The following is a 25304-nucleotide window of genomic DNA, read 5'->3' as shown; positions in this document are numbered from 1 at the left end:
TGTCCAAATATCCCCGCCGGAGGCAGCAACGCTTCCCCTTGCGCTTCCCCCACAGGATAAGCCATGAAACCGCCCATGACACCGGATATTCTCTGCATCGGCTCGGTCCTGTGGGACATCATCGGCCGCACGCCCGCCTCGCTGCGGCTGGGCGGCGACGTGCCCGGCCGCATCACCCGCCTGCCGGGCGGCGTGGCGATGAACATCGCCATGACGCTGGCCCGCTTCGGCCTGCATCCCGCGATCCTGACCGCCATTGGCCGCGATGCCGAGGGCGAGGAGTTGGTCGCCGCCTGCGCCCGTCTGGGGCTGGTGACCGAACACGCCTACCGCTCGGAGGATCTGCCCACCGACCGCTACATGGCGATAGAGGGTGCCAATGGCCTGATCGCCGCCGTGGCCGACGCCCATTCGCTAGAGGCGGCGGGGGCCAAGATCCTGCGGCCGCTGTCGGATGGCTCCCTGGGCTCCGAGGCCGCGCCCTGGGCCGGCATGATCGCGCTGGATGGCAACCTGACCGAGGCGCTGCTGGCCGATATCGCCAGCTCTCGCCTTTTCGCCCTGGCCGACCTGCGCATCGCCCCCGCCTCGCCCGGCAAGGCCGAACGGCTGTCGCCCCTGCTGCGCCATCCCGGCGCCACGCTCTATGTCAATCTGGAAGAGGCGCGTCTCTTGTCGCGCGCCGAGGCCGGCACCGCGCCCGCGGCGGCCGAGGCGCTGTTGGCCCTTGGCGCCGCACGCGTGCTGGTCACGGACGGCGGCAGGCCCTGCGCCGAGGGGCGCGCTGGCCTTGGCGTCATCACCGCCAACCCGCCGCAGGTCATGGTGGCGCGCATAACTGGCGCGGGCGATACCTTCATGGCGGCCCATATCGTGGCCGAACGCCGGGGCGCCGACCGTGAAGCCGCCCTGCAGGCCGCCCTGCGCGCCGCCGCCGATTATGTCTCCAAGGAGGTCGGTTCATGACCCTGACACTTACGCTCAACCTGTTCTCCTTCTCGCCCGAAGTGACCGAGGCCCGTGCCCATGGCCGGCCCATCGTGGCCCTGGAAAGCACCATCATCACCCATGGCATGCCCTGGCCGCAGAATGTCGAGACCGCGCGCGGCGTCGAGGCCGAGGTGCGCGCAGCCGGTGCCGTGCCCGCCACCATCGCGGTGATGGGCGGCCGGATCCATGTCGGCCTGTCGGACGCGGACCTGCAGGCCCTGGGTCAGGCCAAGGGCGTCATGAAACTGTCCCGCGCCGATCTGGCCGCCTGCCTTGCCACGGGCCGCACCGGGGCCACCACGGTCGCCGCCACCATGATCTGCGCCCAACTGGCCGGGATCGAGGTTTTTGCCACCGGCGGCATCGGCGGGGTGCATCGCGGGGCGGAAACCTCGTTCGACATCTCGGCCGACCTGCTGGAATTCGCCCAGACCCCGGTGACGGTGGTGGCGGCCGGGGCCAAGGCCATCCTGGACCTGCCCAAGACACTGGAGGTGCTGGAAACCCACGGCGTTCCGGTCATCGCCTATGGCCAGGACGATTTTCCGGCCTTCTGGAGCCGCTCTTGCGGCCTGAAGGCGCCGTTGCGGATGGACAGCCCCGCCGAGATCGCAGCTGCCCAAAGGATGCGCGCCCGGCTTGGCCTGTCGGGCGGCCAACTGGTCGCCAATCCGATCCCTTCGGCCGCCGAGATCCCCGGCGCCGAGATCACCCCGGTGATCGAACAGGCGCTGCGCGAGGCCGCATCGCAGGGCATCTCGGCCAAGGCGGTGACACCCTTCCTGCTGCAACGGATCTTCGAACTGACGGAAGGCCGCTCGCTGGTCGCCAACATTGCGCTGGTGAAGAACAACGCCCGGCTGGCGGCGGCGATTGCGGCCGAATTGCTGGCGCTGCCGAGGATCTGACAGCCGACCTGACAGCAGACCTGACGGTTGACCTGACAGCCGACCTGGCGGTCGATGCGCGCGGCGGCCCCGAAGGCGGGGGGCTGCCGCCCCCCGCACCCCCTGCCCCCGGGGGAGGTGCGACCTCCCCCGGGGGACCCCCTGCGGGATATTTGTACCGGGTGAATTGGAAAGCAGGTCTTCTGTGGCGGCCCGCACTGCGCTACATCTGCGCCGATCCGCAGGAGCGCCCATGTCCAACCCGATTGCCCACCACCGCAGAAGCCTGATGGCCTCCCTCCGTTCCAGCTTTCTGACCGGGCTGGTCGTGGTCTTGCCCATCGCACTGACCATTTATCTGATCTGGGCGGTGATCGGCTATCTGGATGGCTGGATCCTGCCGCTGATCCCAGAGGCCTACCATCCGCAGGAATTGACCCAGATGCTGTTCGGGCCGGGACATTCCTTCCCGATCCGCGGCGTCGGTGTCGTGGTCTTTCTGCTGTTCACCACCGCGATGGGCGGGATTGCCAAGGGCATCATCGGGCGCACGGTGCTGGGCCGGCTGGATCGGCTGGTCGACCGCATGCCGGTGGTGCGCTCGCTCTATTCGGCGCTGAAGCAGGTGGCGGAAACCGTCTTCAACAAATCCGAGGCCTCGTTCGACAAGTGCTGTCTGGTCGAGTTCCCACGGCAGGGCGTCTGGACGCTGGGCCTGATCTCCTCGCGCCCCAAAGGCGAGATTGCCGCCAAGCTGGGCCCCGATGTGATCGCTGTGTTCATCGGGTTGACCCCCTTCACCAGCGGCTTCGTGGTCTTCGTGCGGCGCGAGGATGTCATCGCACTCGACCTTCTGCCCGAAGACGCCGCCAAGCTGGTCGCCTCGGGCGGCCTGGTTTACCCCCAGCCGAAAGAGGGGCATCCGGTCAAGGACGGGCCATTGCTGAAAGACTGATGTGCGCCTTGCCCAAATACGCCCGCCCGAGGCCCTTGACCCGAGCCGGTTGGCCGCAGGCCAGAGGCGAGAGAAAGACAGCGCGCGCTGGCGCGCTCCTTTGACTTACAGGGCGGTCCAGCCGCCATCGACGCTGATCGTCGTGCCCGTCACCTGATCGGCGGCGGGCGAGCAAAGGTAGACGGTGGTGCCGCCGATCTGTTCGACGGTCGCGAACTGGCGCGAGGGTTGGCGCAGCAGCATGACCTCGCGGATCACCGTTTCGCGGTCCATGCCATGCACCTTCATCTGGTCGGGGATCTGCGCCTCGACCAGCGGGGTCAGCACATAGCCCGGGCATATGGCGTTGGCGGTGATGCCAAGGCCCGCCACCTCCAGCGCCGTGGTTTTGGACAGGCCCACGACGCCATGCTTGGCCGCGATATAGGCGGATTTGAAGGGCGAGGCCGTCAGGCCGTGGGCCGAGGCGATGTTGACCACCCTGCCCCAGCCTTTCGCCTTCATCCCCGGCAGGGCGGCGGCGGTGGTGTGGAAGGCGGAGGACAGGTTGATGGCGATGATGCGGTCCCACATCGCGGCGGGGAACTCTTCGATCGGTGCCACGTGCTGGATGCCCGCGTTGTTGACCAGAATGTCGCAAGCCCCGGCTGTGGCGATCAGCTGGCGGCAGGCCATCCCGTTCGACATGTCTGCCGCGATGTAGCGCGCCTGCACGCCATGGCGGCGGCCAAGGTCAGCGGCCAGCGCATGATCCTCGGGGCGGTCGGTGAACGAGTTCAGCACCACATCGGCGCCCGCGGCCGCCAAAGCCTCGGCCACGCCAAGGCCGATGCCCGAGTTCGATCCGGTGATGATGGCTGTCTTGCCTGCAAGCATGATCCCTACCCCTGTCATGACGCAGTGCAGCATAACCGTTTCCGCCGCACTGGCCAGAGGGCGCGGCGCTGGCCGCACTTTGCCGCATTCACGTCAAATTGTCCGCATCAAGCCGCCGCATCCCGCGTCTAGGCTGGCTCATCTGTCACCCGGTCCATGACGACGACCGGACCCGTATGAGGAACGAGTACATGTCGAACGGAAGTCCCAAACCAACCCCCACCACCTGGGTCGCGCAGCTGGTGCTGGACGACACCCATTCCGTCGAGATCACGATCACCGGGGATGCGATGACCTATGACGCCAGCGGCGCCATCCTGTCGGGCGATATTTATGACATCGCCATTGGTCACCAGCACCTGAACGGCACGCATCTGATCCTCGACGACGTCATCAAGGCCAATGGTCTGAACATCGAGGCCGCCAAGCTGGGCGAGATGTTCGGGGACAAGTTCTGGAACACGCCCAAGTTGGTGCTTGAGGCCTTCGACAAATTCGCCACCCTGCACGAGGGCATCACGACCAGCTATTTCTCGGCCGCGAAAAGCTATGCCTTCGGCACGGATTGGAGCGACGCACTGACCGGGTCCAAGTTCGCCGACCTGATCGAGGGCAAGGGCGGGGACGATGACCTGCATGGCGGCGTGGGCAAGGACACGGTCCATGGCGGTGCGGGCGATGACAATCTGTGGGGCGATGCCGGCAACGATGTCCTGACCGATGCCGAGGGCAACAACAGCTTTTATGGCGGCGCCGGCGATGACAGCATCATCGGCGGCACCGGGTCCGACCAGCTTTCGGGCGACAAGGGCCGCGACCTGCTGGCGGGCGGCGGCGGGACCGACACGGTCTGGGGCGGTGCGGGTGCCGATCTGTTCGTGTTCGACATCAAGGCCGGCGGCTCGCTCAAGATCGCCGACTTCAGCCCCGAGGATCAGCTGGTCAACCTGCGGTTCGGCTCGGCCGACGAAGCGTACAAGGACTTTCTCGAACACGCCCATCAGGATGGCCGTCAGGTCGTCTATGACGAGGGTGACCTGCATATGGTCCTGCGCAACGTGAAGCTGGCCAGCATCGACCTGCACGATTTCGCCGATCCCGGAAAGATCCTCGACACCGGCCTGTTCTGACCGCCTTACCCCGACCCGTTTCCCGGCCCCGGTGCTGCACAGCGCCGGGGTCTCTTGCTGTGCGCTGCCGCCTTGCCCCCGCGCCACAGCTTTGTCCGTCGCGCGCCCGCTTTGTCAGCACAAGGCATAAAAAAACGCCGGCGCAAGGCCGGCGTTAAGTCGTTGAGGCAGGTTTCATACAGGCAAGAAACCTATCGAGCAGTAGGGTTCTTATAGCCCTTGTGCCGGCTTGGTTCAAGCTAAACGTTTGAAATGGCGCGTGAGCCGCCGTAGGGTCTGGCCAAATGCTCCCCGCTGCAAGGATTGTTGCCGATGCGTCTCCCTATCGCCCAAGCTTTCAAGGCCGCACTAACGGTCACGGTGCTTGCACTTTTGAACCAGACGGCCTTTGCGGAACCACGCCATGGCATAGCTATGTATGGAGAGCCTGCCCTTCCACCTGATTTTGTGTCTTTGCCCCAGGCCAACCCCGATGCGCCCAAGGGTGGCAGCGCCACATTCGGCGAGGCTGGCAGTTTCGATTCGCTCAACCCGTTCATCACCAAGGGCAACGCCCCCGGTTCGGTTTCTAACCTTACCGTGGAGACACTTATGGGCCGTTCTTATGACGAGCCCTTCTCGCTCTATGGCCTTCTGGCCGAATCGATTGATACCGATGACGCGCGCAGCTACGTCGCCTTCACCCTGCGCGAGGGGGCGCGATTCTCGGACGGCGCCCCGGTGACGGTGGATGACGTGCTGTGGTCGATGCAGACCTTGGGCGAACAGGGCAGCCCGGTTTATGCCAAGGCCTGGAAGGAAATCGCCTCGTCGACGCAGACCGGGCCGCGCACGGTCAAGTTCACCTTCAACACGCCGGACCGCGAATTGCCGTTGCTGTTGGGCTTGCGCCCGATCCTGGAAAAGAAGCAATGGGCGGGCAAGGATTTCACCGTCTCCAGTCTGGACCCGATCATCGGTTCGGGGCCCTACGTGGTGGACAAGGTCGAGGCGGGGAATTTCATCACCTACAAGCGCAACCCCGATTACTGGGGCAAGGATCTGCCCTTCAACAAGGGGCGCTGGAACATCGACACGCTGAAGTACATCTACTTCGCCGACCCCACCGTGATGATCGAGGCGCTGAAGGCGGGCGACATCGACATGTACCGCGAATCGAACGCGGCCAAATGGGCCACGACCTATGATTTCCCCGCCGTGCAATCGGGCGAGGTGGTCAAGGAAGACATCCCCCACAAGCGCCCTTCGGGCATCGACGGGCTGGTGTTCAACATGCGCAAGCCGATCTTCGCCGACTGGCGTGTGCGCGAGGCGCTGACCGATGCCTTCAACTTCGAACTGATCAACCAGACCCTGAACGCCGGGGCCAATCCGCGGATCGAAAGCTACTTTGACAACTCGGACCTGTCGGGGGATGTGGCCAAGCCCGCCTCTGACAAGGTGGCTGCCCTGCTGGCCCCCTACAAGGACGCCCTGCTGCCCGGCGCGCTGGAGGGCTATGCCCTGCCCGTCTCGGACGGATCGGAGGCAAACCGGGGCAACCTGCGCAAGGCCACCAAGCTGCTGGAGGACGCCGGCTGGACCATTCAGGACGGCGCCTTGAAGAATGCCAAGGGCGAGGCCTTTGCCTTCGAAATCCTGCTGGCCAACGGCGAAGCCGACACGATCGCCGCGGTGAACATCTATATCGAGGCGTTGAAGAAACTGGGCATCACGGCCACGGTGCAGACGGTGGATTCGGCCCAGTACAAAGAACGCACCAACAGCTACAATTTCGACATGACCCATTACAGCCGCTCGCTGTCGCTTAGTCCCGGCAACGAACAGACGCTGTACTGGGGGTCGGACGGGGTAACGAAAGAGGGCACGCGCAACTGGATGGGCGTGGCCTCTCCGGCGGTCGATGGCCTGATCGCCACCATGGTCAGTTCAAAAAACCGCGAGGATTTCGTCACGGCGGTGCAGGCCCTTGACCGGGTGCTGACGACGGGCCGATATGTGATCCCGTTCTGGTATTCCAACGTAAGCCACATGGCGCACAAGAAGGCCTTGAAACATCCCGATTACGTGGCCGTCTATGGCGACTGGCTGGGCTTCATGCCGGATGTGTGGTGGGTGCAGGAGTGACGGCGCGGGCGGGGCATCCCGCCCGGTGACAACAAGAAACGATGAGGCAGAAAATGAAGACGAAACTGGTGGTTCTGGCACTTCTGGCGGCGCTGGCCGGGTGCAATACCGTGTCGGGCGTGGGGCAGGACATCTCTTCGGGTGCCAACCATGTCGCGGGCTGGATCGGCGGCTGACGGCACAGGCGGCTGACGGCACAGGCGGGGGATGTCATATCCCCCGCAAACCCGCTCTGACGGTACGTGGCGCGCAGCTGTCGGATCTTTGCGCCTGAATGACGGCGCGCAACAGGGTTAAGCAATCCTGAACGATTTTTTCTATTTCGTTGTATATCAATATGTTGACCGGGATTGCACGCGTGCAATCCTAGGCGAGCGACGTGACCCAGAGGATGGTGGCGTCTTCTTCGGACAGGCTGAGAACATTGTGGCCCATCGTGGCATCATAATAGGCGCTGTCGCCCCGCCGCAGGTCGACGGGTTCGTAAAATTCCGTATAAAGCCGGATGACTCCGGTGAGGACGTACAGAAACTCCTCACCTTCATGCCGGACCCAGCCTTCGAAATCATCCATCGACCGCGCCCGGATCGTGGCACGATAGGGCAGCATCTGCTTGCGCGACAGGCCCCCGGCGAGGAGTTCGTGTTCGTAGGTCGTCGTCACATGGGCCTGACCGGTGCCAAACTTGGTCACGGCCATGCGGCCCGAGACCTGGGCCTTGGCGGCGGGCGTGAAAAGCTGCGGCACCGAGATCTTCAACCCCTCTGCCAGTTTCCTGACCGCGTCGTAGGTCGGCGACATCTGGCCGTTCTCGATCTTGGACAGGGTCGAGCGGGCAAGGCCGGCCTGGGTCGCGGCCTGATCCAAGGTCCAGCCCTTGGCCTTGCGCAGTTCCCTGACCCGGTGGCCAAGGTTCAACGGCTCGGGCGGCGGTTCGGCAGGCGCGTCCGGCCCGTTGTCGCGGGCGATGCGGATCAGACGTTTGGGATCGGCGTTGGTCATGGCTTCCCTTAACGCTTGCGGCGTTTCATCGCAACCGGCACGCCGTTTCCAGCTTTTCGCGGCGTTAGCGCAAAAGCAATGTTGCCACTCCGCCCTGGTGCTCCGATAAAGATGCCGTCATTTCAATTCACGACGGAGGCCATCATGCGCACCAGCCGGATCGTTCAGAAGATCCTGTCCCATTACGAAGGCGAAAACCCCGGGGTGAAGACCAACCTCGCCCGCATGCTGAGCGAGGGCAAGCTGGGCGGCACCGGCAAGATGATCATCCTGCCGGTCGACCAAGGTTTCGAACATGGCCCGGCGCGGTCTTTTGCGGTGAACCCGGCAGCTTACGATCCGCATTATCACTACCAGATGGCGGTGGATGCCGGGCTGTCGGCCTATGCCGCACCCTTGGGGCCGCTGGAGGCGGGGGCCGATACGTTTGCAGGGCAGATCCCAACGATCCTGAAGGTGAACTCGGCCAACTCGCTGCTGCCGGCGGTGGCACCCAAGACGCAAGCCATCACGGCCTCGGTCGATGACGCGCTGCGGCTGGGCTGCTCGGCCATCGGGTTCACGATCTATCCGGGGTCTTCGCAGAGCCTGTCGATGTTTTCCGACATTGCCGAGATGCGTCGCGAGGCCGCGGCCAAGGGGATTGCGACCATCATCTGGTCTTATCCGCGCGGCGAGGATCTCGACAAGGATGGCGAGACCGCGGTGGATGTGACGGCCTATGCGGCGCATATTGCGGCCTTGCTGGGCGCGCACATCATCAAGGTGAAGCTGTCGACCAGCCATCTGAGCCAGCCCGAGGCGAAGAAGGCCTTCGTGGCCGGCAACGTGCCGATTGCCACCCAGGCGGACCGGGTGCGGGAATGCGTGCGCTCGGTTCTGAACGGGCGGCGGATCATCGTCTTCTCGGGCGGGGCGGCCAAGGGGTCGGATTCGGTGCTGGACGACGCCCGTGCGATCCGTGACGGCGGCGGCAACGGCTCGATCATCGGGCGCAACTGCTTCCAGCGGCCCAGGGAAGAGGCGTTGGCGCTGCTGCAGACGATGGTGGACATCTACAAGGGCAAGGCCTGACGCCCAAGGATTGCGGGGTTGGGGCCCGTTGCCGCGATGGTCGCGGGCCTTTTTGATTTGACTTTTCAAGCTTCGGGCTTTGTGGCACTGTTTTCAGCAACCCCCGCCAGAGGGGTATGAGGCGTCAGATGAGCAGCACCATCCCATCGCGGACCCGTCTGGGGCCCACCATGTATTTCGCCCTTGCCGCGACTTTGGGCGCCTATTTCACCTTTGCCGCCGTGCAGGGCGATTATGGCGTGTTGCGGCAGGCCCAAACCGCCGACGAGATGCAGGGACTGACGGCAGAGCGGGACAAGCTGGCGGCGGAACTCGACAGTCTGAAGAACCTGACCCGTCGCATGTCGGACAGTTATCTGGACATGGACCTGCTGGATGAGCAGGTCCGTTCGGTTCTGGGCTATGTGCGGGCCGACGAGATCGTGATCCGGTGAGGCAGGTGGGGTAAAACCCCACCCTACGGCAGGATACTGCAGGGCCGGCACGTGGCTGACCCCGGGGCGCTGCCCCGGACCCCGGGATATTTGTGAACAAATGAAACCGGCATGCGGCGGGTTGTCGCGGCTGCATGGCAGGCATGCGCCGAGTGAGAAAGGCTTGTGCATTTTGCGTTTTGCGTTGTTTCACCGATGTTGTATGGATGGTTTAATACTGAACTACTTTCTCAGGCGAGGGGAGAAGCGGCTTGGCCACGAAGAAAGATGCAAGCAAGAGCAATGTTTCCAAGGAAGAACTGTTGGGGTTCTATCGGGAAATGCTGCTGATCCGAAGGTTCGAAGAGAAGGCGGGGCAGTTGTACGGCATGGGGCTGATCGGCGGCTTCTGCCACCTGTATATCGGGCAGGAAGCTGTGGTCGTCGGGCTGGAGGCTTGCGCCAAGGACGGCGACAAGCGGCTGACGTCGTACCGCGATCATGGCCACATGCTGGCCTGCGGCATGGACCCCAAGGGGGTGATGGCCGAACTGACGGGGCGCGAGGGGGGATACTCGAAGGGCAAGGGCGGCTCGATGCACATGTTCTCCAAGGAAAAGCATTTCTACGGCGGGCATGGCATTGTGGGTGCGCAGGTGCCGCTGGGGGCTGGGTTGGCTTTGGCTGACAAGTATCTGGGCAATGACAATGTGACCTTCACCTATTTCGGCGATGGCGCGGCGAACCAGGGGCAGGTTTACGAGACCTACAACATGGCAGAGCTGTGGTCCTTGCCGGTGATCTTCGTCATCGAGAATAACCAGTATGCCATGGGGACCTCGGTCAAACGCTCGACAAAGTCGGGCACCTTCTTCGGACGGGGTGCGGCTTATGGCATTCCGGGTGAGCAGGTCGATGGCATGGACGTGCTGGCGGTGAAGGCGGCTGGCGAGAAGGCTGTCGCGCACTGCCGGGCGGGCAAGGGCCCGTATATTCTGGAGATGATGACCTATCGCTATCGGGGCCATTCCATGTCGGACCCGGCGAAGTACCGCACGCGGGAGGAAGTTGATAAAATCCGTTCCGAGAAGGACGCGATCGAGCATGTCCGCGATCTGCTGCTGAACGCCGGTCTTGCCTCGGAAGAGGACCTGAAGGCGATTGATCGCGAGATCAAGGAACGCGTCAACGAGTCGGCGGAATTCGCCAAGGACAGCCCGGAACCGGCGCTGTCCGAACTTTACACCGACATCTACGCCTGAGGGGGATTGCACATGGCTGTTGAAGTATTGATGCCGGCGCTGTCGCCCACGATGGAAGAGGGCACGCTGGCGAAATGGCTGGTCAAGGTCGGCGATGTGGTCAAGTCGGGCCAGATCCTTGCCGAGATCGAGACCGACAAGGCGACGATGGAGTTTGAAGCGACCGACGAGGGCCGGGTTGGCGCCTTGCTGGTGGCCGAGGGCACCGCTGGGGTGAAGGTGAACACGCCGATCCTGCAGATGTCGGAAGAGGGTGAGGTTGTGGCGGCCAAGGCGGCTCCTGTGGCGGTTGCCGCTGTGGCGGCCCCTGCCCCGGTTGCCGCTGTGGCGGCACCGATCGCGGTTGTGTCCAAGGCCTCGGCCGATTGGGCGGACGGCACGCCGATGAAGACGATGACCGTGCGGGAAGCGCTGCGCGAGGCGATGGCCGAAGAGATGCGCGCCAATCCGACCGTCATGCTGATGGGCGAAGAAGTGGGCGAGTATCAGGGCGCGTACAAGATCAGCCAGGGTCTGCTGGACGAGTTCGGGCCGAAGCGCGTGGTCGATACGCCGATCACCGAGATGGGCTTTACCGGGATTGCCGTTGGGGCGGCCTGGGGTGGCTTGAACCCGATCGTGGAATTCATGACCTGGAACTTCGCCATGCAGGCGATTGACCACATCCTGAACTCGGCAGCCAAGACCAACTACATGTCGGGCGGCCAGATGGGCGCGCCGATCGTGTTCCGCGGCACCAATGGGGCTGCGGCGCGGGTTGGGGCGCAGCATTCGCAGGATTATGCGGCGTGGTATGCGGCCATTCCAGGGTTGAAGGTGGTGATGCCTTACTCGGCAGCGGACGCCAAGGGCTTGCTGAAGACGGCCATTCGCGACCGCAACCCGGTGGTCTTCCTGGAAAATGAAATCCTCTACGGGCAAAGCTTCGAAGTGCCCGATTTGCCCGATTTCACCATCCCCTTCGGCAAGGCCCGCATCTGGCGCGAGGGCAAGGACGTGACCATCGTCTCGTTCGGGATCGGGATGAAGTACGCCCTGGAAGCCGCTGATCTGCTTGCGAAAGACGGGATCAGTGCCGAGGTCATCGACCTGCGCACCCTGCGCCCGATCGACTATGACACGGTGCTGGCTTCGGTCATGAAGACCAACCGCTGTGTCACGGTGGAGGAAGGCTTCCCGGTTGGCTCGATCGGCGACCACTTGGCGTCAACGATCATGCAGCGGGCGTTCGACTATCTGGATGCTCCGGTGGTGACCTGCACGGGCAAGGATGTGCCGATGCCCTACGCGGCCAATCTTGAGAAGCTTGCCCTGGTGACGACCGCCGAAGTGGTCGCCGCTGTCAAATCCGTCTGCTATCGCTGAGGTGCATTATGGCTGTTGAAATCCTGATGCCCGCGCTGTCTCCGACGATGGAGGAGGGCACGCTGGCGAAGTGGCTGGTGAAAGAAGGCGACAAGGTCAAATCGGGCCAGATCATCGCCGAGATCGAGACCGACAAGGCGACGATGGAGTTTGAGGCGGTCGATGAAGGCACCGTGGGCAAGCTTCTGATCGCCGAGGGGACCGCGGGCGTGAAGGTGAACACGCCGATTGTGGTGATTGTCGAAGACGGCGAGAGCGTTTCGGCGGCGCCGAAGGCTGCGGCTCCGGTTGCTGCGGCTGTCGCTGCGGCTGCTCCGGTAGCGGTGGTGTCGAGCCAGTTCCCGATTACCTCGGCTGCTTCGGTCGCACCGAAGGCGGAAGGGGCACGGGTCTTTGCCTCGCCTCTGGCGCGGCGCTTGGCGACCGAGAAGGGGCTGGATCTGACCAAGGTTGCAGGTTCCGGTCCGCATGGCCGCATCGTCAAGGCGGATGTCGAGGGGGCGAAGGCGGCTCCTGTCGTGGCAACTGCGGCCCCTGCCCCGGTTACAGCGGCGGCGGCGCTTCCGGCAGCGGCGAAGGTCGGGATGCCCACGGGCATGTCTGCGGAAACCGTGATGAAGATGTACGCCGACCGCGCCTATACCGAAGTGCCGCTTGACGGCATGCGCCGGACGATTGCGGCGCGGTTGACGGAAGCCAAGCAGACCATCCCGCATTTCTACCTGCGCCGCGAGGTGCGTCTGGACGCGCTGATGGCCTTCCGCGAACAGCTGAACAAGGGGCTGGAAAGCCGGGGCGTCAAGCTGTCGGTCAATGACTTCATCATCAAGGCCTGTGCGATTGCCCTGCAAGCCGTGCCGAACGCCAATGCGGTCTGGGCCGGGGACCGGATCCTGAAGCTGAAGCCGTCAGACGTGGCCGTGGCTGTGGCAATTGAAGGCGGGCTCTTCACGCCGGTGTTGCGCGATGCCGACAAGAAGACCTTGTCGGTCTTGTCGGCCGAGATGAAGGATCTGGCGGCGCGGGCGAAGTCGAAGAAGCTTGCACCCCATGAATATCAAGGCGGCAGCTTCGCCATCTCCAACCTCGGGATGATGGGGGTCGAAAATTTCGACGCCGTGATCAACCCGCCGCATGGTGCCATTCTGGCGGTTGGCGCAGGGATCAAGAAGCCGGTGGTGCTGAAGGACAACTCGATTGGCGTGGCGACGGTGATGTCGATGACCTTGTCGGTGGATCACCGGGTGATCGACGGCGCCTTGGGGGCAGAGTTCCTGAAAGTTGTCGTCGAGGCGCTGGAAAACCCGATCACGATGCTGGCCTGAACGTACAGGGGCAGGTCAACCCCATCCTGTGGTTCTTCAAACGGCAGACATGAAAAAACGGCCGGAGCAGATGCTCCGGCCGTTTTGCCTTGCCGATATGTCAGATTTCGCCGGCGATGAGCTGGTCCATCGTCATGGCCGGCTGGGCACAACCTGAATGGCCGATGACCTTGGCGGGAACGCCAGCCACAGTGGAATTGTGCGGGACGTCATGCAGCACCACGGAGCCGGCGGCGATCCGGCTGCAGTACCCGATGCTGATGTTGCCCAAGACCTTGGCCCCTGCCCCGATCAGCACACCATTGCCGATCTTGGGATGCCGGTCGCCGTCTTCCTTGCCGGTACCACCCAGCGTCACCGAATGCAGCATCGAGACGTTGTCGCCGACCACGGCCGTTTCACCAATCACGATGGAATGAGCGTGGTCGATCATCAAGCCCTTGCCGATCCGCGCCGCGGGATGGATATCGACCGAAAACACCTCGGACACCCGCATCTGCACGAAATAGGCCATGTCCTTGCGGCCATGGGTCCAAAGCCAATGGCCGATCCGATAGGCCTGAAGCGCGTGAAAACCCTTGAAGAACAAAAGCGGCTCGATGAACCGGTGGCACGCCGGGTCGCGGTCATAGACCGCCATCATGTCAGATCGGGCCGCCTGCCCAAGTTCCGGGTCCTGACTATAGGCCAGATCGGCGATTTCACGCAGGCTTTGCGCGCCAATCTCGCTGGAGGCCAGCTTCTGGGCAAAACCGTAAGCCAGCGCCCGGTCCAGACTGACATGGTGCAACAGGCTGGAGTGGATCAGGCCGCCCAGATTCGGTTCGTTGCGGATGGCGGCCAGCGCCTCTTCCCGGACCCGTTGCCAGACAGGATCGACGGCTGCGACTTTGGATTGAGCTTCGGCCATGGTGTCACCTCTTGTCAGGAAATTACCACAGTCGCAAACGTCCGGACAGCCCCGGCGAAGCGCAAAACGAGCGCTTCACCGGGGTTTTGTGGTCTTTCAGGAAATCACGATCTGTTGGAAGGGACCTGGACCGAATCTGTTGGACACCTGAGCCACCGCGACGGAAAAACCTGTCGCTGCCCCGTCGGCCAGTTGCTGGGCTGGTGTATAGGTCCATTGCGGTGTGGCGGCGTAGTCCTCGCGCAGCAGGGTCGGGCCTTGCCAGACCTGAATCTGGTAAAGCTCGCCGTCTTCCCCCAAAGGAACCTCAAGCCCCAGCCAACTGTCGCCATCAATCCGCGTGCGGCGAATCCACTGCACCTGAACCGTGGATCCTGCGGCACCCGACGCCTGCAGATGGGCCACGCAATAGGGACGCAACCCGATGCCATTGAAAGCCAGCGCCGTGCTGACAACCTTGGGGTCGCTGTAGCCTCGATCCGCCTGACCCACCCGGTAAAACCGCGTGAGCCCCCGGGCCGAGGCAGACATCTCCAGTTGCGGGATTGCTCCGTCGAGCAGAACGAAATAGCTGCCCACCGGCCAGAAAGCCGGCATGACCCCGTCGGTACCCGACTGACCCCGCAGTCGAACCGTCAGATCGTAGGTTCGCGGCGCCACCAATTGTGCGGTCTTGAACTGGAACACCTCCCAGTTTTCCGTCGACCCATCGCCAATCGCCGCCGCATTGGCCCCATTGAGAATGTCATCCTCCGAGACCGAGGCCAGTTGCCCTGCCGACAGTCTGACCCGCAACGCCGGCCCCTGATCCCAGACGCCCGCCTGCCAAGCAGACATCACTGTTTGCGTCACCCCCAGCACGGCAGGCGCTGTGATCTGCCGGTTCAGGCTGAAACCATTGACACTGGTTGCACTCCACACATCAACCGGGCCGGGCCAGGGGCTGGCTGTGGCTGCGACATGAGGCGATTGCGGGTTTTCGGTGCCATTCAGCAGTGGAAGATCCAGAAAGACCGGAAACACCGGCATCGCAACGGCAGGTGAGGCCCGTGACGTGGAAAGGTCAATTTCGGTTGCCGGCAGATAGGCCCCGGCTTCCACCCGCACCGCATCCACCACCAGCGAGTCGCCATTTTCCAGACGGTCAATCCGATAGGTCACACCGTCCAAATCGACCGTATCTGCGGCCCCCAGCGCCAATGCCGACTTTGGCAAGGCGAACTTGACCCCGTCCCGCGCAAGCCGCGCTTCCGCCAGCCACCGCTCTGCCACGGCGCGCGCCTCGGCATTGGTCAGTTGCAACGCCACCTCGCTTTGCGAGACATTGGGTGCAGTTTCATCCGGAAAAACCGCCTCCGCCGTGCGCACTTCAAAATCGCTCTCGGCCTCCACATAGGTCAACCGAACCCGCCCGGACGTATCGGCCTCGGACGCGCGGGTGGTTTCCAGACCGCTGTCGAGCCCCTGCGCCACCGCCAGATGGTCCAAGGTCAGGCTGGTCCGCGCCACTCCGTCGCGGATGGCAAAGCGAAGGACGCCCTCACGTTCCCCGGCATCCATCGCATAGGTCGTCATCAGCTGCTGCAACGCACCGCGCGCGGTGCCAATATCGCTGACCACATAGCCGCGCACGATGCCATAGGCTCTTGAGACGTCTATGAAATCGGACACACCGGCGTTCTGGCAAATATCCGCCACCACGGCAGCAAGCGATTGCCCCGAACTTCTTCCGTTCAACCAATGGCCGCGAAAATAATTCGGCCCGTCGCCCCAGACCGTGCCATTTCCGGGAAACTCCGGGAAAGGTCGCGCATCCCAGGCCCAGACATGGCTGTTGGCCATATCGACCATCCGTCCAGTATACAGCGTCGCCGCAGGATTATGGGCCGCATCTGACCAGAACTCGTGCATCGCGCGCAGATATTGCAGCTGGATCAAGTCATCGCGCCGCCCGTTCGAGGCGCGCGGCAAGGCAGATTCAGACGACTTGGCATCGAGAAACTTGTTCGGTTCGTTCGACCCTTTGTCCAACGCGGCACAGCCGTATTCGGTGAACCGGATCGGCTTCATCCCCGGCACCCAATCGGTTGCTGCCGACGACCTTGTGCCGCCACGCCGCTCGTGGTGCGCATGGCCCCACCAACCGCTTAGATCCTTGGGACGGAAGATCCAGTCCTCGCCATACGCCAAATCCTGAATGGGCCGGCGAAGTTGCGTGTCCACGGCCAGCTGGGATTCGTAGAACCAGTCGTAGCCCTCACCTCCCGCGATATTCGCCTTGAGGTAATCTATGTTGTAGATCGACCCCCACCCCGCGTCGAGGTGATCCGACCCATCGCGCCAATCCGACAGTGGCATGTAGTTGTCGATGCCCACGAAGTCGATGTTTGTGTCGGCCCACAGCGGGTCCAGGTGGAAATAGACGTCATCGCCGGTGTGGTATCCGAAATACTCCGACCAATCCGCCGCATAGCTGATCTTGGTCTCGGCCCCCAGGATCGCCCGGACATCCGCCGCCAAGGTCTTCAGCGCCGTCACCATCGGAAAGCTGTCGCCCGCGCCCCGGATCTGCGTCAGCCCGCGCAACTCCGAGCCGATGCAGAACGCATCCACCCCGCCCGCCAGCACGCACAACTTGGCATAATGCAGGATGAAGCGCCGATAGCTCCATTCATCGGGGCCGGAATAGATCACCGTGTCGCCCGAAATGGTGAAATGCGAGGGCTGCGCCACCCCCATAAAGGCCGCCACCTCGATGGCGGCCGCCGCCGTCCGATCCGGGCTACCCGCCCGGCCAGGGGCCTCTGACACCGTGATCCTGCCCCGCCATGGCAGCGCCGCTTGTGTGCCCGCATCCGACCACGGATCCGGCAGGCTGTTGCCCGCCATCTGGTCCATCAGAAGGAACGGATAGAACATCACCGCCTTGCCCGAAGCGCGGATCGCCGTGATCGCCTCGATGAGCGACCGATCGGTGGGCGTTCCGCCATAAACCGCCCGCCCGTCCAGCGTCGGCAGTACGATCGCCGTCGACCGGGTCAGACCCGAGACGCTCCACGGCAATTCGACACCATCTTCCGCCGCCTGATCCACTTTGGGCCGAATGGCGCAAGAGCCGCAGCGCAGATCATTGCCAAACCAGCTGGTCACCAGCGAAACAGAGCCGACGCCGGGCAGTTCCTCGCCCAACTGCTCCAACGAGACCTTGAAATCGGTCTTGTCCTCGACGGAATGCACATTGGCCGAACGGCTGACCCCCGGGCCGTCGTTGAAGGTCACCGGCGTTGTTGCCAGCGCATATTCTCCGGTCCCCGGTATCAATGCCACAGCCTGCACCGAGCTTGCGATATCGGCCAGCGATCCGTCCACCGAACCGGGCGCGCGCCGCAAGACCTCAAACGTGAACTGCGGAACCCGATTGCCGAACCGCGACAGATCCAGATCCTCGATCACCACATAGGCCACACCCCGAAACGCCGGAGCCAGCCCGGTGCCTTCCACCGCTTCGATCTTGGGATCGGGCATCTGCTCCTCACTGCCCGGATAAAACCGCAGATCCAGACTTCCCACGGCAATTTCTGCGCCATCGGCCCAGACGCGACCCAGTCGCTGCGCCTCCCCCTGGCAGAGGGCAATCGCCAAACTGATCGTATAGGTGAAACTTTCCGTAGCCGGACGAGGCGAGCCTTTGCCCCCGCCGCTGCGGTTGACGTTCTCCAGAAAGCGCGTCGCCCAGATCACCTGACCACCAACCCGCATGCGGCCCCAGACCCGCGCCACCGGCGCGCCGTCGCTGGCACCGGTCAACTGGAACCGCTCCACCCGACCGGTCTGAACTGGATCAGAGCCAATGCCCAGAATGCGCTGGTCGATCGACCGTCCGATCGTGGCGCCCACGGCGCGCCCAAGGACGGCCCCTGACAAGCCCAGAAAACTGCCCCCGAAGCCAGAGCCGAGCGCCGCCCCGGCAGCGGACAAAAGGATAGTGGCCATCACTCATGCTCCTTTGGGAAATGCGAAACGCCCGGCGATCCGCCGAACCCAGGGGGCCGTCAGGGCGCTTTCGACGACGCCGTGGCCCGTATAGGCGTGAACAAACCTCGCTTGCGGACCCGTGTCCGAGACAATGCCGACATGCTTGGCCACGAAGCCCGACCGCATGCGGAACACGATGACATCGCCGGCCGCAGCTTCCGTCAGCGGCTTTTCGATCAGCCAACGACCGGCGGCCGACAGCATCTCTTCGCTACCCGAGGCTTCCGACCAATCCATGGTGTATGCCGGAACATCCTGCGGCTCATGGCCCATCAAGGCGCGCCAAACGCCGCGCAGCAAGCCAAGGCAATCCGTCCCGACGCCCTGCAACGAGGCCTGGTGCAGATAGGGCGTCCCGATCCAGCACCGTGCCTGCGCCACAACCTCCGGGCGGCCCGTAGTGTCACACGGCGTCATTTCACCAGACTTCCGCCATCGTTGGTCTTGCCGGACACGGGATAGGCCGTCAGCCAATCCTCACCAGGAATCTGAGGAAACCCGCGAAAGTTTATGAAATTATGGAATTTTCCCTGACACGTACCGGCCACCTTGTCACAGCCCGCCTCCAGCCGGATCATATCCCCCACCAGCGGCGCTTGCGCAAAGTCCACCCAAAGCTCCAGTCTTCGGGCGGTTCCCTCGTCCCTGTCGAATTTCACCAGACCCACGATGCCGGCAGCCCCACCGGTCAAGACCTTCACACGGCCCCGGCTGAACCAGCCGTCTGCAATCCCGCTTAACGCGGCGATCCGGTAAACCCCCGGTTCCACGATGGCCACGATCGCAACCTCGGCCGAAAACCCTGTCTGGCTCAGATCAAATCGGCACTGGCCATCGCCCAGCACCGCCGCACAGGTCTTCTGATAGGCCCGCCCCTGAACCTGGTTCAGCGCCTCGGTCAGCCCGCGCAATTCCGCCTTGAATCCGCCCGAGGACCGGGTCACCTCACCAAAAAAGCCACGGAACTGCACGATGCGCTGGCTGACATCCTGCCAGTTGACCATCAGGTTCAGCACCTCGGCACCGTCAAACCGCCCCGCAAGTAAATCCGCCTCGCTGACGGAAGCATCATTCAACGCCCCCACCGCTTCCGAATTGTCCACCGCCAACCCGGTTCCCTGCTGCAAGGCCCGCGCCGTCATCCCGCTGGCGGCCTTGTAGGTCAGCCCGTCAATCACCAGATCGCGGTCGTGGTCCGTAAAGCCCAACTGCACCCCATCCCGTCGCGTCACCGCCCAACATTGGCAAACCGTCGTGGTGCCCGTCGCCAGATGCGCCAGAAGATCATCCCGCCCGCTCACAGCCGCACCTCGATCACCGGAACCGCCGGGATCTGCCCGGCCTGAAACGTCGCCATAGAGGTGCTGATCCGGTCCGTATCAAACCGCACCGGCACATCGAACTCGCACCCCGCCGTAACGGAAAGTCCTGCGGCCGGCGGCAGGTGGAAGGTCACAATCCCACTTGTTAGATCGACCGTGAAATCTGTCCCCTCAGCCCGCACCACCCCGTTCACCGCCACCCGCACGGTCCCACTCACAGGCTTGACCAGGGGCCGCGTGTAGAATTGCCCGCCCGAGGCATATATTTTGACCAACTGGAAGGCGACACTGGTGCCATCGCCCGTCCCGATCACCTGATCCGTTGCGGTCACGACATGTGAGGGCCGGCTGGTCTTGTAGTCGCTCCAGTCCTTCCAGCGGAACGCATGCAACTGCCCGTGGCGCGCCTCGAAGAAGGCAATCAGCGTTTCCAGATCATCCAGCGATCGCATCCCCGCACCGGCATCAAAATGCCGCCGCGAATCCAGCCAGGGAGAGTTCCGCTCTTCGAACCCGTTCACCAGCGTGACAATCTCAGTCCGCCGCTCCGGCCCGCCGGTTGACCCGAAGCTGAGGTTGGTCGGGTATCTCACGTCATGAAAGGCCATGGCTCTTCCTCACCGGTTACGTTGGCCGCGCGACAAGGCCCGCATGGCCTCGGCCGCGATCTGGCTCTGGCTGCGCTGGAAGCCCGCGACATCGGGGGTGGAGATGTTCATCACCACCGTCACCGCCCCGCCGCCGCGCGCCGCCCTAACCCCAAGTTTGCCATCCGCCCCCCGCGTCAGCGGCATGATCGCCTCCGGTCCAGCCTCCCCCATTAGCCCCAGGCCGCCCTGCATCGGGAAATGCGTGGGCGATGACACGACCCCACCCTGCGCAAACGGCATTACCCGCCCTTGCACAAAGGCACCCCCCTTGGCAAAGCCCTGACCGCCCAGTAGCGAGTTCAGCCCACCCGCCAAAAACCCGCCTACCGCATTGGTCACCGGCTTCATCGCGGTGTTGAACACCGTATCCGCCATGCTTTTCGCCAGCCCGCGCAGCGCGTCCGACAGTTTCACACCGTCAAACACCACGCCATCGAAAGCCCGCTTCAGCCCGCCGCTGAACCCCGACGACAGCGAACTCACCTCCCGCCCGGTGAACACCAGCGAGTCCTGCATCTTGCTCAACTCGCCCTCGAAGCTCGACACCATGCCCACCGTGCCACCCAAGGTCGCCTCAAGGGCGGCAATCTGGTCCGTCAGATCCGCGATACTCGTCATCGGCTTTTGCCTTTCTGCCATCGGGGAAAGCGGCGGCCAGCTCTTCCAGCCGCGCCCGCGTCAAGGCCGGGGCGGTGTTCTCCGCCCCAAGCATGATTTTCAATTCGATGGGCGTCAGGCGCCAAAACACCTCCGGCGCCAGCCGCAATTCATGCAAACCCGCACGCATCAGGCCCGGCCAGTCGATCTGGCTCATGCTTCGCCCGGCAAGGCGAAGGCGCGCGCCAGCAGTTGGGCCGCGATTTGCGCGGCCATCATCGGCCCGCCGCCAATCTCGACCCGCAGCAAGTCCGCCGCCGTGCCTTGCCAGCCACCGCCCCGCAGCCCCGCCACCACCAGCGCCAGCACATCACGGGTGGAAAACTGCTGCCCCTCAAACCGGCTGATCAGATCGACCAGCGTGCCAGACCCCAGCGACGCCTCCAACTCCGCCAGCGCCCCCAGCGTCAGCTTGGCCACATGTGGCACCCCGTCGAGCATCAGGTTCACTTCCCCTTGAAACGGATTGCCCATCAGATCGCCGTGAAGGTCAAAGCGCCGGCCGAGGCGATCGCCATGTCAAACGTCGCCTCCCCGTTGTAGGTGCCGGAATAATCCAGCGAGGTGATCTGGAACGCGCCCTGTACGATGCCGAACGACGGGATAACCACCTGAAACTGCGGCATTTCCGCGTCAAAGAAGATCTGGCGCGCCCGCGCATCGGTATTGGCATCCCGAAACACGCCCGAGCCGGAAATCGCCGCCGACTTCACCCCCGCCCCCGCTAGCAACTCGCGCCAGCCGCCCGCGCTTTCCAGCGTCGTCACATCCACCGTCTCGGCGTTGAAGCTCAGCTTGCTGGCCCGCAGCCCCGCCACCGTCACAAAGCTTCCGGTGCCGGTCTGATCCACCTTGATCAGCAGGTCCTTGCCGTTTTGAACAGCCATAGAGGTCTCTCCATCCTGAAAGGGTTAAAGTTCGATCCGCGCCCGGAAGGTCAGATCAATCCGCCGGCTGTCCCCGGTGTTCAGCCGCTTGGCCGAGGCCCGCACGAAGCTGAGGCTGACCAAAGACCCGGTGGCCAGCGTCAAGCTCGCCCCCACCAAAGCCTCCGACACATGCCCGGCCGCCGTTTTGGCCGGGATAAACCCCGTGGCGTCGGAAATCACCGACACCACAAACTGATGCTCCGCCCCCAGCCCCGACTTGTCGCTTTGATCCACCACGTTTTCTGGACCCAGCAGGATGAACGTCCCCGTCCCGGCTCTTGGCGGCACCGCATCCACCACCGACACACCGGACAGCGAGGACCACCCGGTCAACCGCTGATACACAGCGCTTTGAAGCGCTGCCGAAGCTGCATAACTCATTGCGGCACCTCCTCACGGGCAAAACAGGTCAGGTACAGGCCCGAAGCATCCCGCTCGGTCACCGTAAGAATGGTGAACACCCGCGCGCCATCCGTCAGCCGCTGATCCGGCCGCGGCCGCGCCGGAGACCCCACCGCCGCCCCCCGCACCGTGATCCGGTAGGGCACCTTGGCCAGCGACACCTCGACGCCCGCCGCGTCGCTGCCCGCCCCCGGCACCACCTCGCCCCACAATATACCGTCCTGCACCCAGCTCAACGCAAAGCCACCCGCACCGTCATCCACCCGCGTGGGCGTCTCCAGCACCAGACGGCGGTTCAGTTGCACACTCATGCCCCACCTCCCCCCAGCACACGCACCGTGCGCCAGCGTTCGATCAAGGCCTGCACCGGATAGGGCAGCCCTGCCGGAGCCCCGCTGAAGTCGTTGCGCTGCTCGTAATATTGCCCCGCCAGCAGGAACACCGCCTGCTGCAAATCTGGCGGCACGCCGTCCCATGCGGCATCAAAGCCCGCGTCAAACACCACCTCGATGTGACCATCCGCCGGCACCATCGGCAGCAGATACCCCACCGCCGCCAGCTTGGGCCGATGCGCATCCGGCACCAGCCGATAGGTCGCACTGCCCAGCACCGTCGCCGTTCCCGCCGGATCCACCAGCGTCACCGAAACAATCGCCGCGACCGGAGCGACCGGCAGCGCTTGCTCTGACCCGTCGCGCCAATCCTGAAGCACCAGCTTGAAGCGGCGCTGCAGAATGGCCTTGCCCGTCCGCCCCTCCACCGCCGCCAACGCCGCCCGCAGATAGCTTTCGATCAGCCCATCCTGCATGTTGCCATCGGAAAACCCGGTGCCCAGCCGCAGATGATCCTTCAGCGCCTGCACCGGCAGCGCCGAGGTCAGAACGCTGGTCTCTTCGGTCAACATCATCTCTCTCTCCATCCATCTGCCGCTGCAAAGGCGCGCCGGGCTCGCCCCAAACCCGGCGCGCAATGTGTCCGGCCCCGTCCGGGCCAGACCGCCGCCTTACGACACGGCGACTTTCAGCAGCTTGATGGCCGCATAGTCCACGATGTCGCCGCCCACGCGCTTGGAGGCGTAGAACAGCACATTCGGCTTGGCCGAGAACGGGTCGCGCAGGATGCGCAGGTCCGGACGCTCGGCAATCGTATAACCGGCGTTGAAATCGCCAAACGCGATCGGATAGGTGTTGGCGCCCACATCCGGCATGTCCTCCGACACCAGCACGCGGTAACCCATCAGCGTCGCAGGCTGACCCGCCGCCACCGAATCCGTCCACATGAAGCGGCCAACCGTATCCTTGATCTTGCGCACCGCACCTGCGGTCTTGGAATTCATCACGAAGGTCGCATTGGCGCGGTAGTCAGCGGCCAACGAGTAAACCAGCGTGATCAGGCAATCCAACGGGTTGGTTGTGTTGAAGTCGGTGGCAAAGCCGGTCGGAATGTAACCCAGATTGCCCCAGGTCCAGGACGCATTCGCCACCTTGTTGGGCAGCAGAATGCCCTTGGGCTGATCGGTGCCGGTGCCGTTGATGAAGGCCGAAGCCTCCGCCCGGATGAAGCGGGTCGCGATTTTCTGGGACAGCCAGCTTTCCACGTCAAACGCCGCATCATCCAGCAAACGCTGGCTTGCCTTCGGCATCGCGGACAGGTCATTCAGCTTGATCGAGATGCGGTTGATGTTCGGGGTCGAGGTTTCGGACACCGCCGACAGTTCCGACTGCCAGCCTGAACCCACATCGGTGTTGTCGATGATGACGTCGTAAGACGTCGCATCAATCTGCACCACATTGGCAATCGAGCGCAGCGAGGCGGTCGAAGACAGCATGGACTCGATATTGGCCGACATCTGCGGGTTCAGCAAATAGCCGCCATCCGCCGAAACGGCGGTCGACATCGCCTTGCCCTCAAGGTTCAGGCCACGCAGACCGTCATCATCGCCGGTGCGCAGATAGGCGGCCAGCGCCTTCTTGTGCGACAGATCCACCTCGGTCGCAGCCGAAAGGGCCGGGCGGGCATAGCTCATCGTTTTGCGGTCCAACATGGTCATACGCTCTTCCTGTTGTTGAAAGGAGGTCTTCACTTCGTCCTGAAAGCCTTTGAAGGCGTTCAGAAATCCGGCCATCGCGGATTTCACTTCCGCACCGGGATGGGCAGGGAAATCTTCCCCGGCCCGAGCCTTGGTCTCGGTCATATCGTTGTCCTCAGGTTGGTCGTGAATGGCCGCAGCTACCGCTTGGCCAGGGAAAGGCGCGCCTCGTCGAAAGCCGCCGCCAGTTCGCCCCAGATGTCGGCCTCAAGGCTGTCGCCCTTCGCCGCCACCCGGGCCTCAGGAAGCATTGGGAAGGTCACCAAGGACACTTCCCAAAGCTCCAGCTCCGACAACAGGCGTTGCCCCTTGCCATCGCGTTCCGCCTTCACGGTCCGGTAGCCGATCGACAGGCCGTCAATCGCCCCCGCCGTCAGAAGGGCCGCCGCCTCGCGCCCCTTCTCGATCTCGGTCAGGATACGCCCCTTGACGTAAAGCCCGGTCGCATCCTCGCGCACCTCGTCCCAGACGCCAATCGGCTGGGTCGGATCATGCTGCCACAGCATCTTGATCCCGCGCCCCGCCTTGGCCATCGACGCAAGGCTTACGCTGTAAGCCCCCTTCTGCACCGTATCGCCGCCCTGATCCTTGCGGCCGAACAGGCTCGCATAGCCTGCGATCACCGTGCCATCGGTGACCTGCAACCCCGGCCCTTCCACGGCCGCATATTTGCGCTCAGGCGCGCCCGGTATCATCCACATCTGATCCCTCATTTGCCGATCCCTCACTTGGTCGCCGCCGCAATGATCGCCTCGGCCATCTGGCTCAGCAGAAACGCCGCGACCCCGTAAACCCCGACCCAGATGCGCTTTTCCAGCCGCTCCAGGACGGTATCGATCTGCTGCAGCCGGAAATCGAGCGCGGCCCACCGCTCCTCGGCCACGCGTTCATTGGCTTCCAGCCG

General features: G+C 63.7%; 28 protein-coding genes. 11 read left to right on the top strand and 17 right to left on the bottom strand.

All coding sequences use genetic code 11. From position 1 onward, the window contains the following. The first annotated feature begins 63 nt into the window (after nucleotides 1-63). The 3 genes from AC1Y2B_RS19985 to AC1Y2B_RS19975 all read left to right on the top strand — a co-directional run bounded on the left by AC1Y2B_RS19985 (nucleotide 64) and on the right by AC1Y2B_RS19975 (nucleotide 2832). Nucleotides 64-966, top strand: a complete 903-nt coding sequence (locus tag AC1Y2B_RS19985) for a PfkB family carbohydrate kinase (protein ID WP_482254884.1) — start codon at nucleotides 64-66, stop codon at nucleotides 964-966. Next, nucleotides 963-1898, top strand: a complete 936-nt coding sequence (locus AC1Y2B_RS19980; protein ID WP_482254883.1) for a pseudouridine-5'-phosphate glycosidase — start codon at nucleotides 963-965, stop codon at nucleotides 1896-1898. The genes AC1Y2B_RS19985 and AC1Y2B_RS19980 overlap by 4 nt, the downstream gene beginning before the upstream one ends. A gap of 232 nt (nucleotides 1899-2130) precedes the next feature. Next, nucleotides 2131-2832: a DUF502 domain-containing protein gene (locus tag AC1Y2B_RS19975; protein ID WP_482254882.1), complete on the top strand. Its 702-nt coding sequence runs from the start codon at nucleotides 2131-2133 to the stop codon at nucleotides 2830-2832. A 105-nt stretch (nucleotides 2833-2937) separates the two neighbouring features. Here the strand turns inward: AC1Y2B_RS19975 and AC1Y2B_RS19970 are convergent, their stop codons facing one another. Further along, the gene (locus AC1Y2B_RS19970; protein WP_482254893.1) at nucleotides 2938-3711 is read right to left on the bottom strand and encodes a 3-hydroxybutyrate dehydrogenase; all 774 of its coding nucleotides are present in this window, start codon (nucleotides 3709-3711) and stop codon (nucleotides 2938-2940) included. 188 nt (nucleotides 3712-3899) lie between these two features. Between AC1Y2B_RS19970 and AC1Y2B_RS19965 the strand changes: the two genes are divergently transcribed. The 3 genes from AC1Y2B_RS19965 (at nucleotide 3900) to AC1Y2B_RS19955 (ending at nucleotide 7141) form a co-directional block, all read left to right on the top strand. After that, the gene (locus AC1Y2B_RS19965; RefSeq protein ID WP_482254881.1) at nucleotides 3900-4838 is read left to right on the top strand and encodes a calcium-binding protein; all 939 of its coding nucleotides are present in this window, start codon (nucleotides 3900-3902) and stop codon (nucleotides 4836-4838) included. Between the two features lie 312 nt (nucleotides 4839-5150). Continuing rightward, nucleotides 5151-6965, top strand: a complete 1815-nt coding sequence (locus AC1Y2B_RS19960; protein ID WP_482254880.1) for an extracellular solute-binding protein — start codon at nucleotides 5151-5153, stop codon at nucleotides 6963-6965. A gap of 53 nt (nucleotides 6966-7018) precedes the next feature. Next, entirely contained in the window at nucleotides 7019-7141 is a 123-nt protein-coding gene (locus AC1Y2B_RS19955; RefSeq protein ID WP_482254879.1) for an entericidin, read from the top strand. A gap of 190 nt (nucleotides 7142-7331) precedes the next feature. Here AC1Y2B_RS19955 and AC1Y2B_RS19950 read toward each other — a convergent pair whose 3' ends face one another. Then, nucleotides 7332-7967, bottom strand: coding sequence for a helix-turn-helix domain-containing protein (locus AC1Y2B_RS19950; RefSeq protein WP_482254878.1), 636 nt, complete (start codon nucleotides 7965-7967; stop codon nucleotides 7332-7334). Between the two features lie 144 nt (nucleotides 7968-8111). On the opposite strand from AC1Y2B_RS19950, the gene AC1Y2B_RS19945 reads away from it, so the two are divergent. From AC1Y2B_RS19945 to AC1Y2B_RS19925, 5 genes are all read left to right on the top strand, one after another. Then, nucleotides 8112-9041: a class I fructose-bisphosphate aldolase gene (locus AC1Y2B_RS19945; RefSeq protein WP_482254877.1), complete on the top strand. Its 930-nt coding sequence runs from the start codon at nucleotides 8112-8114 to the stop codon at nucleotides 9039-9041. A gap of 128 nt (nucleotides 9042-9169) precedes the next feature. Further along, a complete protein-coding gene (locus AC1Y2B_RS19940; RefSeq protein ID WP_482254876.1) occupies nucleotides 9170-9475 on the top strand; it encodes an FtsB family cell division protein in 306 nt (101 codons plus the stop codon). Between the two features lie 251 nt (nucleotides 9476-9726). After that, nucleotides 9727-10716 carry a pyruvate dehydrogenase (acetyl-transferring) E1 component subunit alpha gene (gene pdhA / locus AC1Y2B_RS19935; RefSeq protein WP_482254875.1) on the top strand — a complete coding sequence of 330 codons (990 nt, stop codon included), beginning with the start codon at nucleotides 9727-9729 and terminating at the stop codon, nucleotides 10714-10716. Nucleotides 10717-10728: 12 nt separating this feature from the next. Then, nucleotides 10729-12081, top strand: coding sequence for a pyruvate dehydrogenase complex E1 component subunit beta (locus AC1Y2B_RS19930; RefSeq protein WP_482254874.1), 1353 nt, complete (start codon nucleotides 10729-10731; stop codon nucleotides 12079-12081). A gap of 8 nt (nucleotides 12082-12089) precedes the next feature. After that, nucleotides 12090-13406 carry a pyruvate dehydrogenase complex dihydrolipoamide acetyltransferase gene (locus AC1Y2B_RS19925; protein WP_482254873.1) on the top strand — a complete coding sequence of 439 codons (1317 nt, stop codon included), beginning with the start codon at nucleotides 12090-12092 and terminating at the stop codon, nucleotides 13404-13406. A 100-nt stretch (nucleotides 13407-13506) separates the two neighbouring features. Here AC1Y2B_RS19925 and cysE read toward each other — a convergent pair whose 3' ends face one another. From cysE to AC1Y2B_RS19850, 15 genes are all read right to left on the bottom strand, one after another. After that, a complete protein-coding gene (cysE, locus tag AC1Y2B_RS19920; protein WP_482254872.1) occupies nucleotides 13507-14316 on the bottom strand; it encodes a serine O-acetyltransferase in 810 nt (269 codons plus the stop codon). Between the two features lie 96 nt (nucleotides 14317-14412). After that, nucleotides 14413-18309 carry a baseplate multidomain protein megatron gene (locus AC1Y2B_RS19915; protein ID WP_482254871.1) on the bottom strand — a complete coding sequence of 1299 codons (3897 nt, stop codon included), beginning with the start codon at nucleotides 18307-18309 and terminating at the stop codon, nucleotides 14413-14415. A 3-nt stretch (nucleotides 18310-18312) separates the two neighbouring features. Beyond that, nucleotides 18313-18768, bottom strand: a complete 456-nt coding sequence (locus tag AC1Y2B_RS19910; RefSeq protein ID WP_482254870.1) for an NlpC/P60 family protein — start codon at nucleotides 18766-18768, stop codon at nucleotides 18313-18315. Beyond that, the gene (locus AC1Y2B_RS19905; protein ID WP_482254869.1) at nucleotides 18765-19652 is read right to left on the bottom strand and encodes a DUF2163 domain-containing protein; all 888 of its coding nucleotides are present in this window, start codon (nucleotides 19650-19652) and stop codon (nucleotides 18765-18767) included. Before AC1Y2B_RS19905 ends, AC1Y2B_RS19910 begins: the two co-directional genes overlap by 4 nt. Beyond that, nucleotides 19649-20281: a phage distal tail protein, Rcc01695 family gene (locus AC1Y2B_RS19900; RefSeq protein ID WP_482254868.1), complete on the bottom strand. Its 633-nt coding sequence runs from the start codon at nucleotides 20279-20281 to the stop codon at nucleotides 19649-19651. The genes AC1Y2B_RS19905 and AC1Y2B_RS19900 overlap by 4 nt, the downstream gene beginning before the upstream one ends. 9 nt (nucleotides 20282-20290) lie before the next feature. Beyond that, nucleotides 20291-20941 (bottom strand): phage tail tape measure protein, encoded by a 651-nt coding sequence (locus AC1Y2B_RS19895; RefSeq protein WP_482254867.1) that lies wholly within the window; start codon nucleotides 20939-20941, stop codon nucleotides 20291-20293. Beyond that, complete coding sequence (locus tag AC1Y2B_RS19890; protein WP_482254866.1) at nucleotides 20898-21137, bottom strand: rcc01693 family protein; 240 nt, start codon at nucleotides 21135-21137, stop codon at nucleotides 20898-20900. Before AC1Y2B_RS19890 ends, AC1Y2B_RS19895 begins: the two co-directional genes overlap by 44 nt. Beyond that, complete coding sequence (locus AC1Y2B_RS19885; protein WP_482254865.1) at nucleotides 21134-21454, bottom strand: gene transfer agent family protein; 321 nt, start codon at nucleotides 21452-21454, stop codon at nucleotides 21134-21136. The genes AC1Y2B_RS19890 and AC1Y2B_RS19885 overlap by 4 nt, the downstream gene beginning before the upstream one ends. Further along, nucleotides 21454-21867: a phage major tail protein, TP901-1 family gene (locus tag AC1Y2B_RS19880; RefSeq protein ID WP_482254864.1), complete on the bottom strand. Its 414-nt coding sequence runs from the start codon at nucleotides 21865-21867 to the stop codon at nucleotides 21454-21456. Before AC1Y2B_RS19880 ends, AC1Y2B_RS19885 begins: the two co-directional genes overlap by 1 nt. Nucleotides 21868-21891: 24 nt before the next feature. Beyond that, a complete protein-coding gene (locus tag AC1Y2B_RS19875; RefSeq protein WP_482254863.1) occupies nucleotides 21892-22290 on the bottom strand; it encodes a DUF3168 domain-containing protein in 399 nt (132 codons plus the stop codon). Further along, the gene (locus tag AC1Y2B_RS19870; protein ID WP_482254862.1) at nucleotides 22287-22622 is read right to left on the bottom strand and encodes a head-tail adaptor protein; all 336 of its coding nucleotides are present in this window, start codon (nucleotides 22620-22622) and stop codon (nucleotides 22287-22289) included. The genes AC1Y2B_RS19875 and AC1Y2B_RS19870 overlap by 4 nt, the downstream gene beginning before the upstream one ends. Beyond that, a complete protein-coding gene (locus AC1Y2B_RS19865; protein WP_482254861.1) occupies nucleotides 22619-23218 on the bottom strand; it encodes a head-tail connector protein in 600 nt (199 codons plus the stop codon). The genes AC1Y2B_RS19870 and AC1Y2B_RS19865 overlap by 4 nt, the downstream gene beginning before the upstream one ends. A gap of 96 nt (nucleotides 23219-23314) precedes the next feature. Then, nucleotides 23315-24505 (bottom strand): phage major capsid protein, encoded by a 1191-nt coding sequence (locus tag AC1Y2B_RS19860; RefSeq protein WP_482254860.1) that lies wholly within the window; start codon nucleotides 24503-24505, stop codon nucleotides 23315-23317. A gap of 35 nt (nucleotides 24506-24540) precedes the next feature. Continuing rightward, complete coding sequence (locus AC1Y2B_RS19855) at nucleotides 24541-25101, bottom strand: HK97 family phage prohead protease (RefSeq protein ID WP_482254859.1); 561 nt, start codon at nucleotides 25099-25101, stop codon at nucleotides 24541-24543. A gap of 23 nt (nucleotides 25102-25124) precedes the next feature. Then, nucleotides 25125-25304 (bottom strand): GTA head formation protein, RCAP_rcc01685 family (locus AC1Y2B_RS19850; RefSeq protein WP_482254858.1); only part of this gene is annotated, 180 nt, incomplete at its 5' end.

It is taken from the genome of Stagnihabitans sp. (assembly GCF_964946895.1).
The sequence above is the reverse complement of the archived record's forward strand: the minus strand, read 5'-3'. Positions and strand labels throughout refer to the sequence as shown.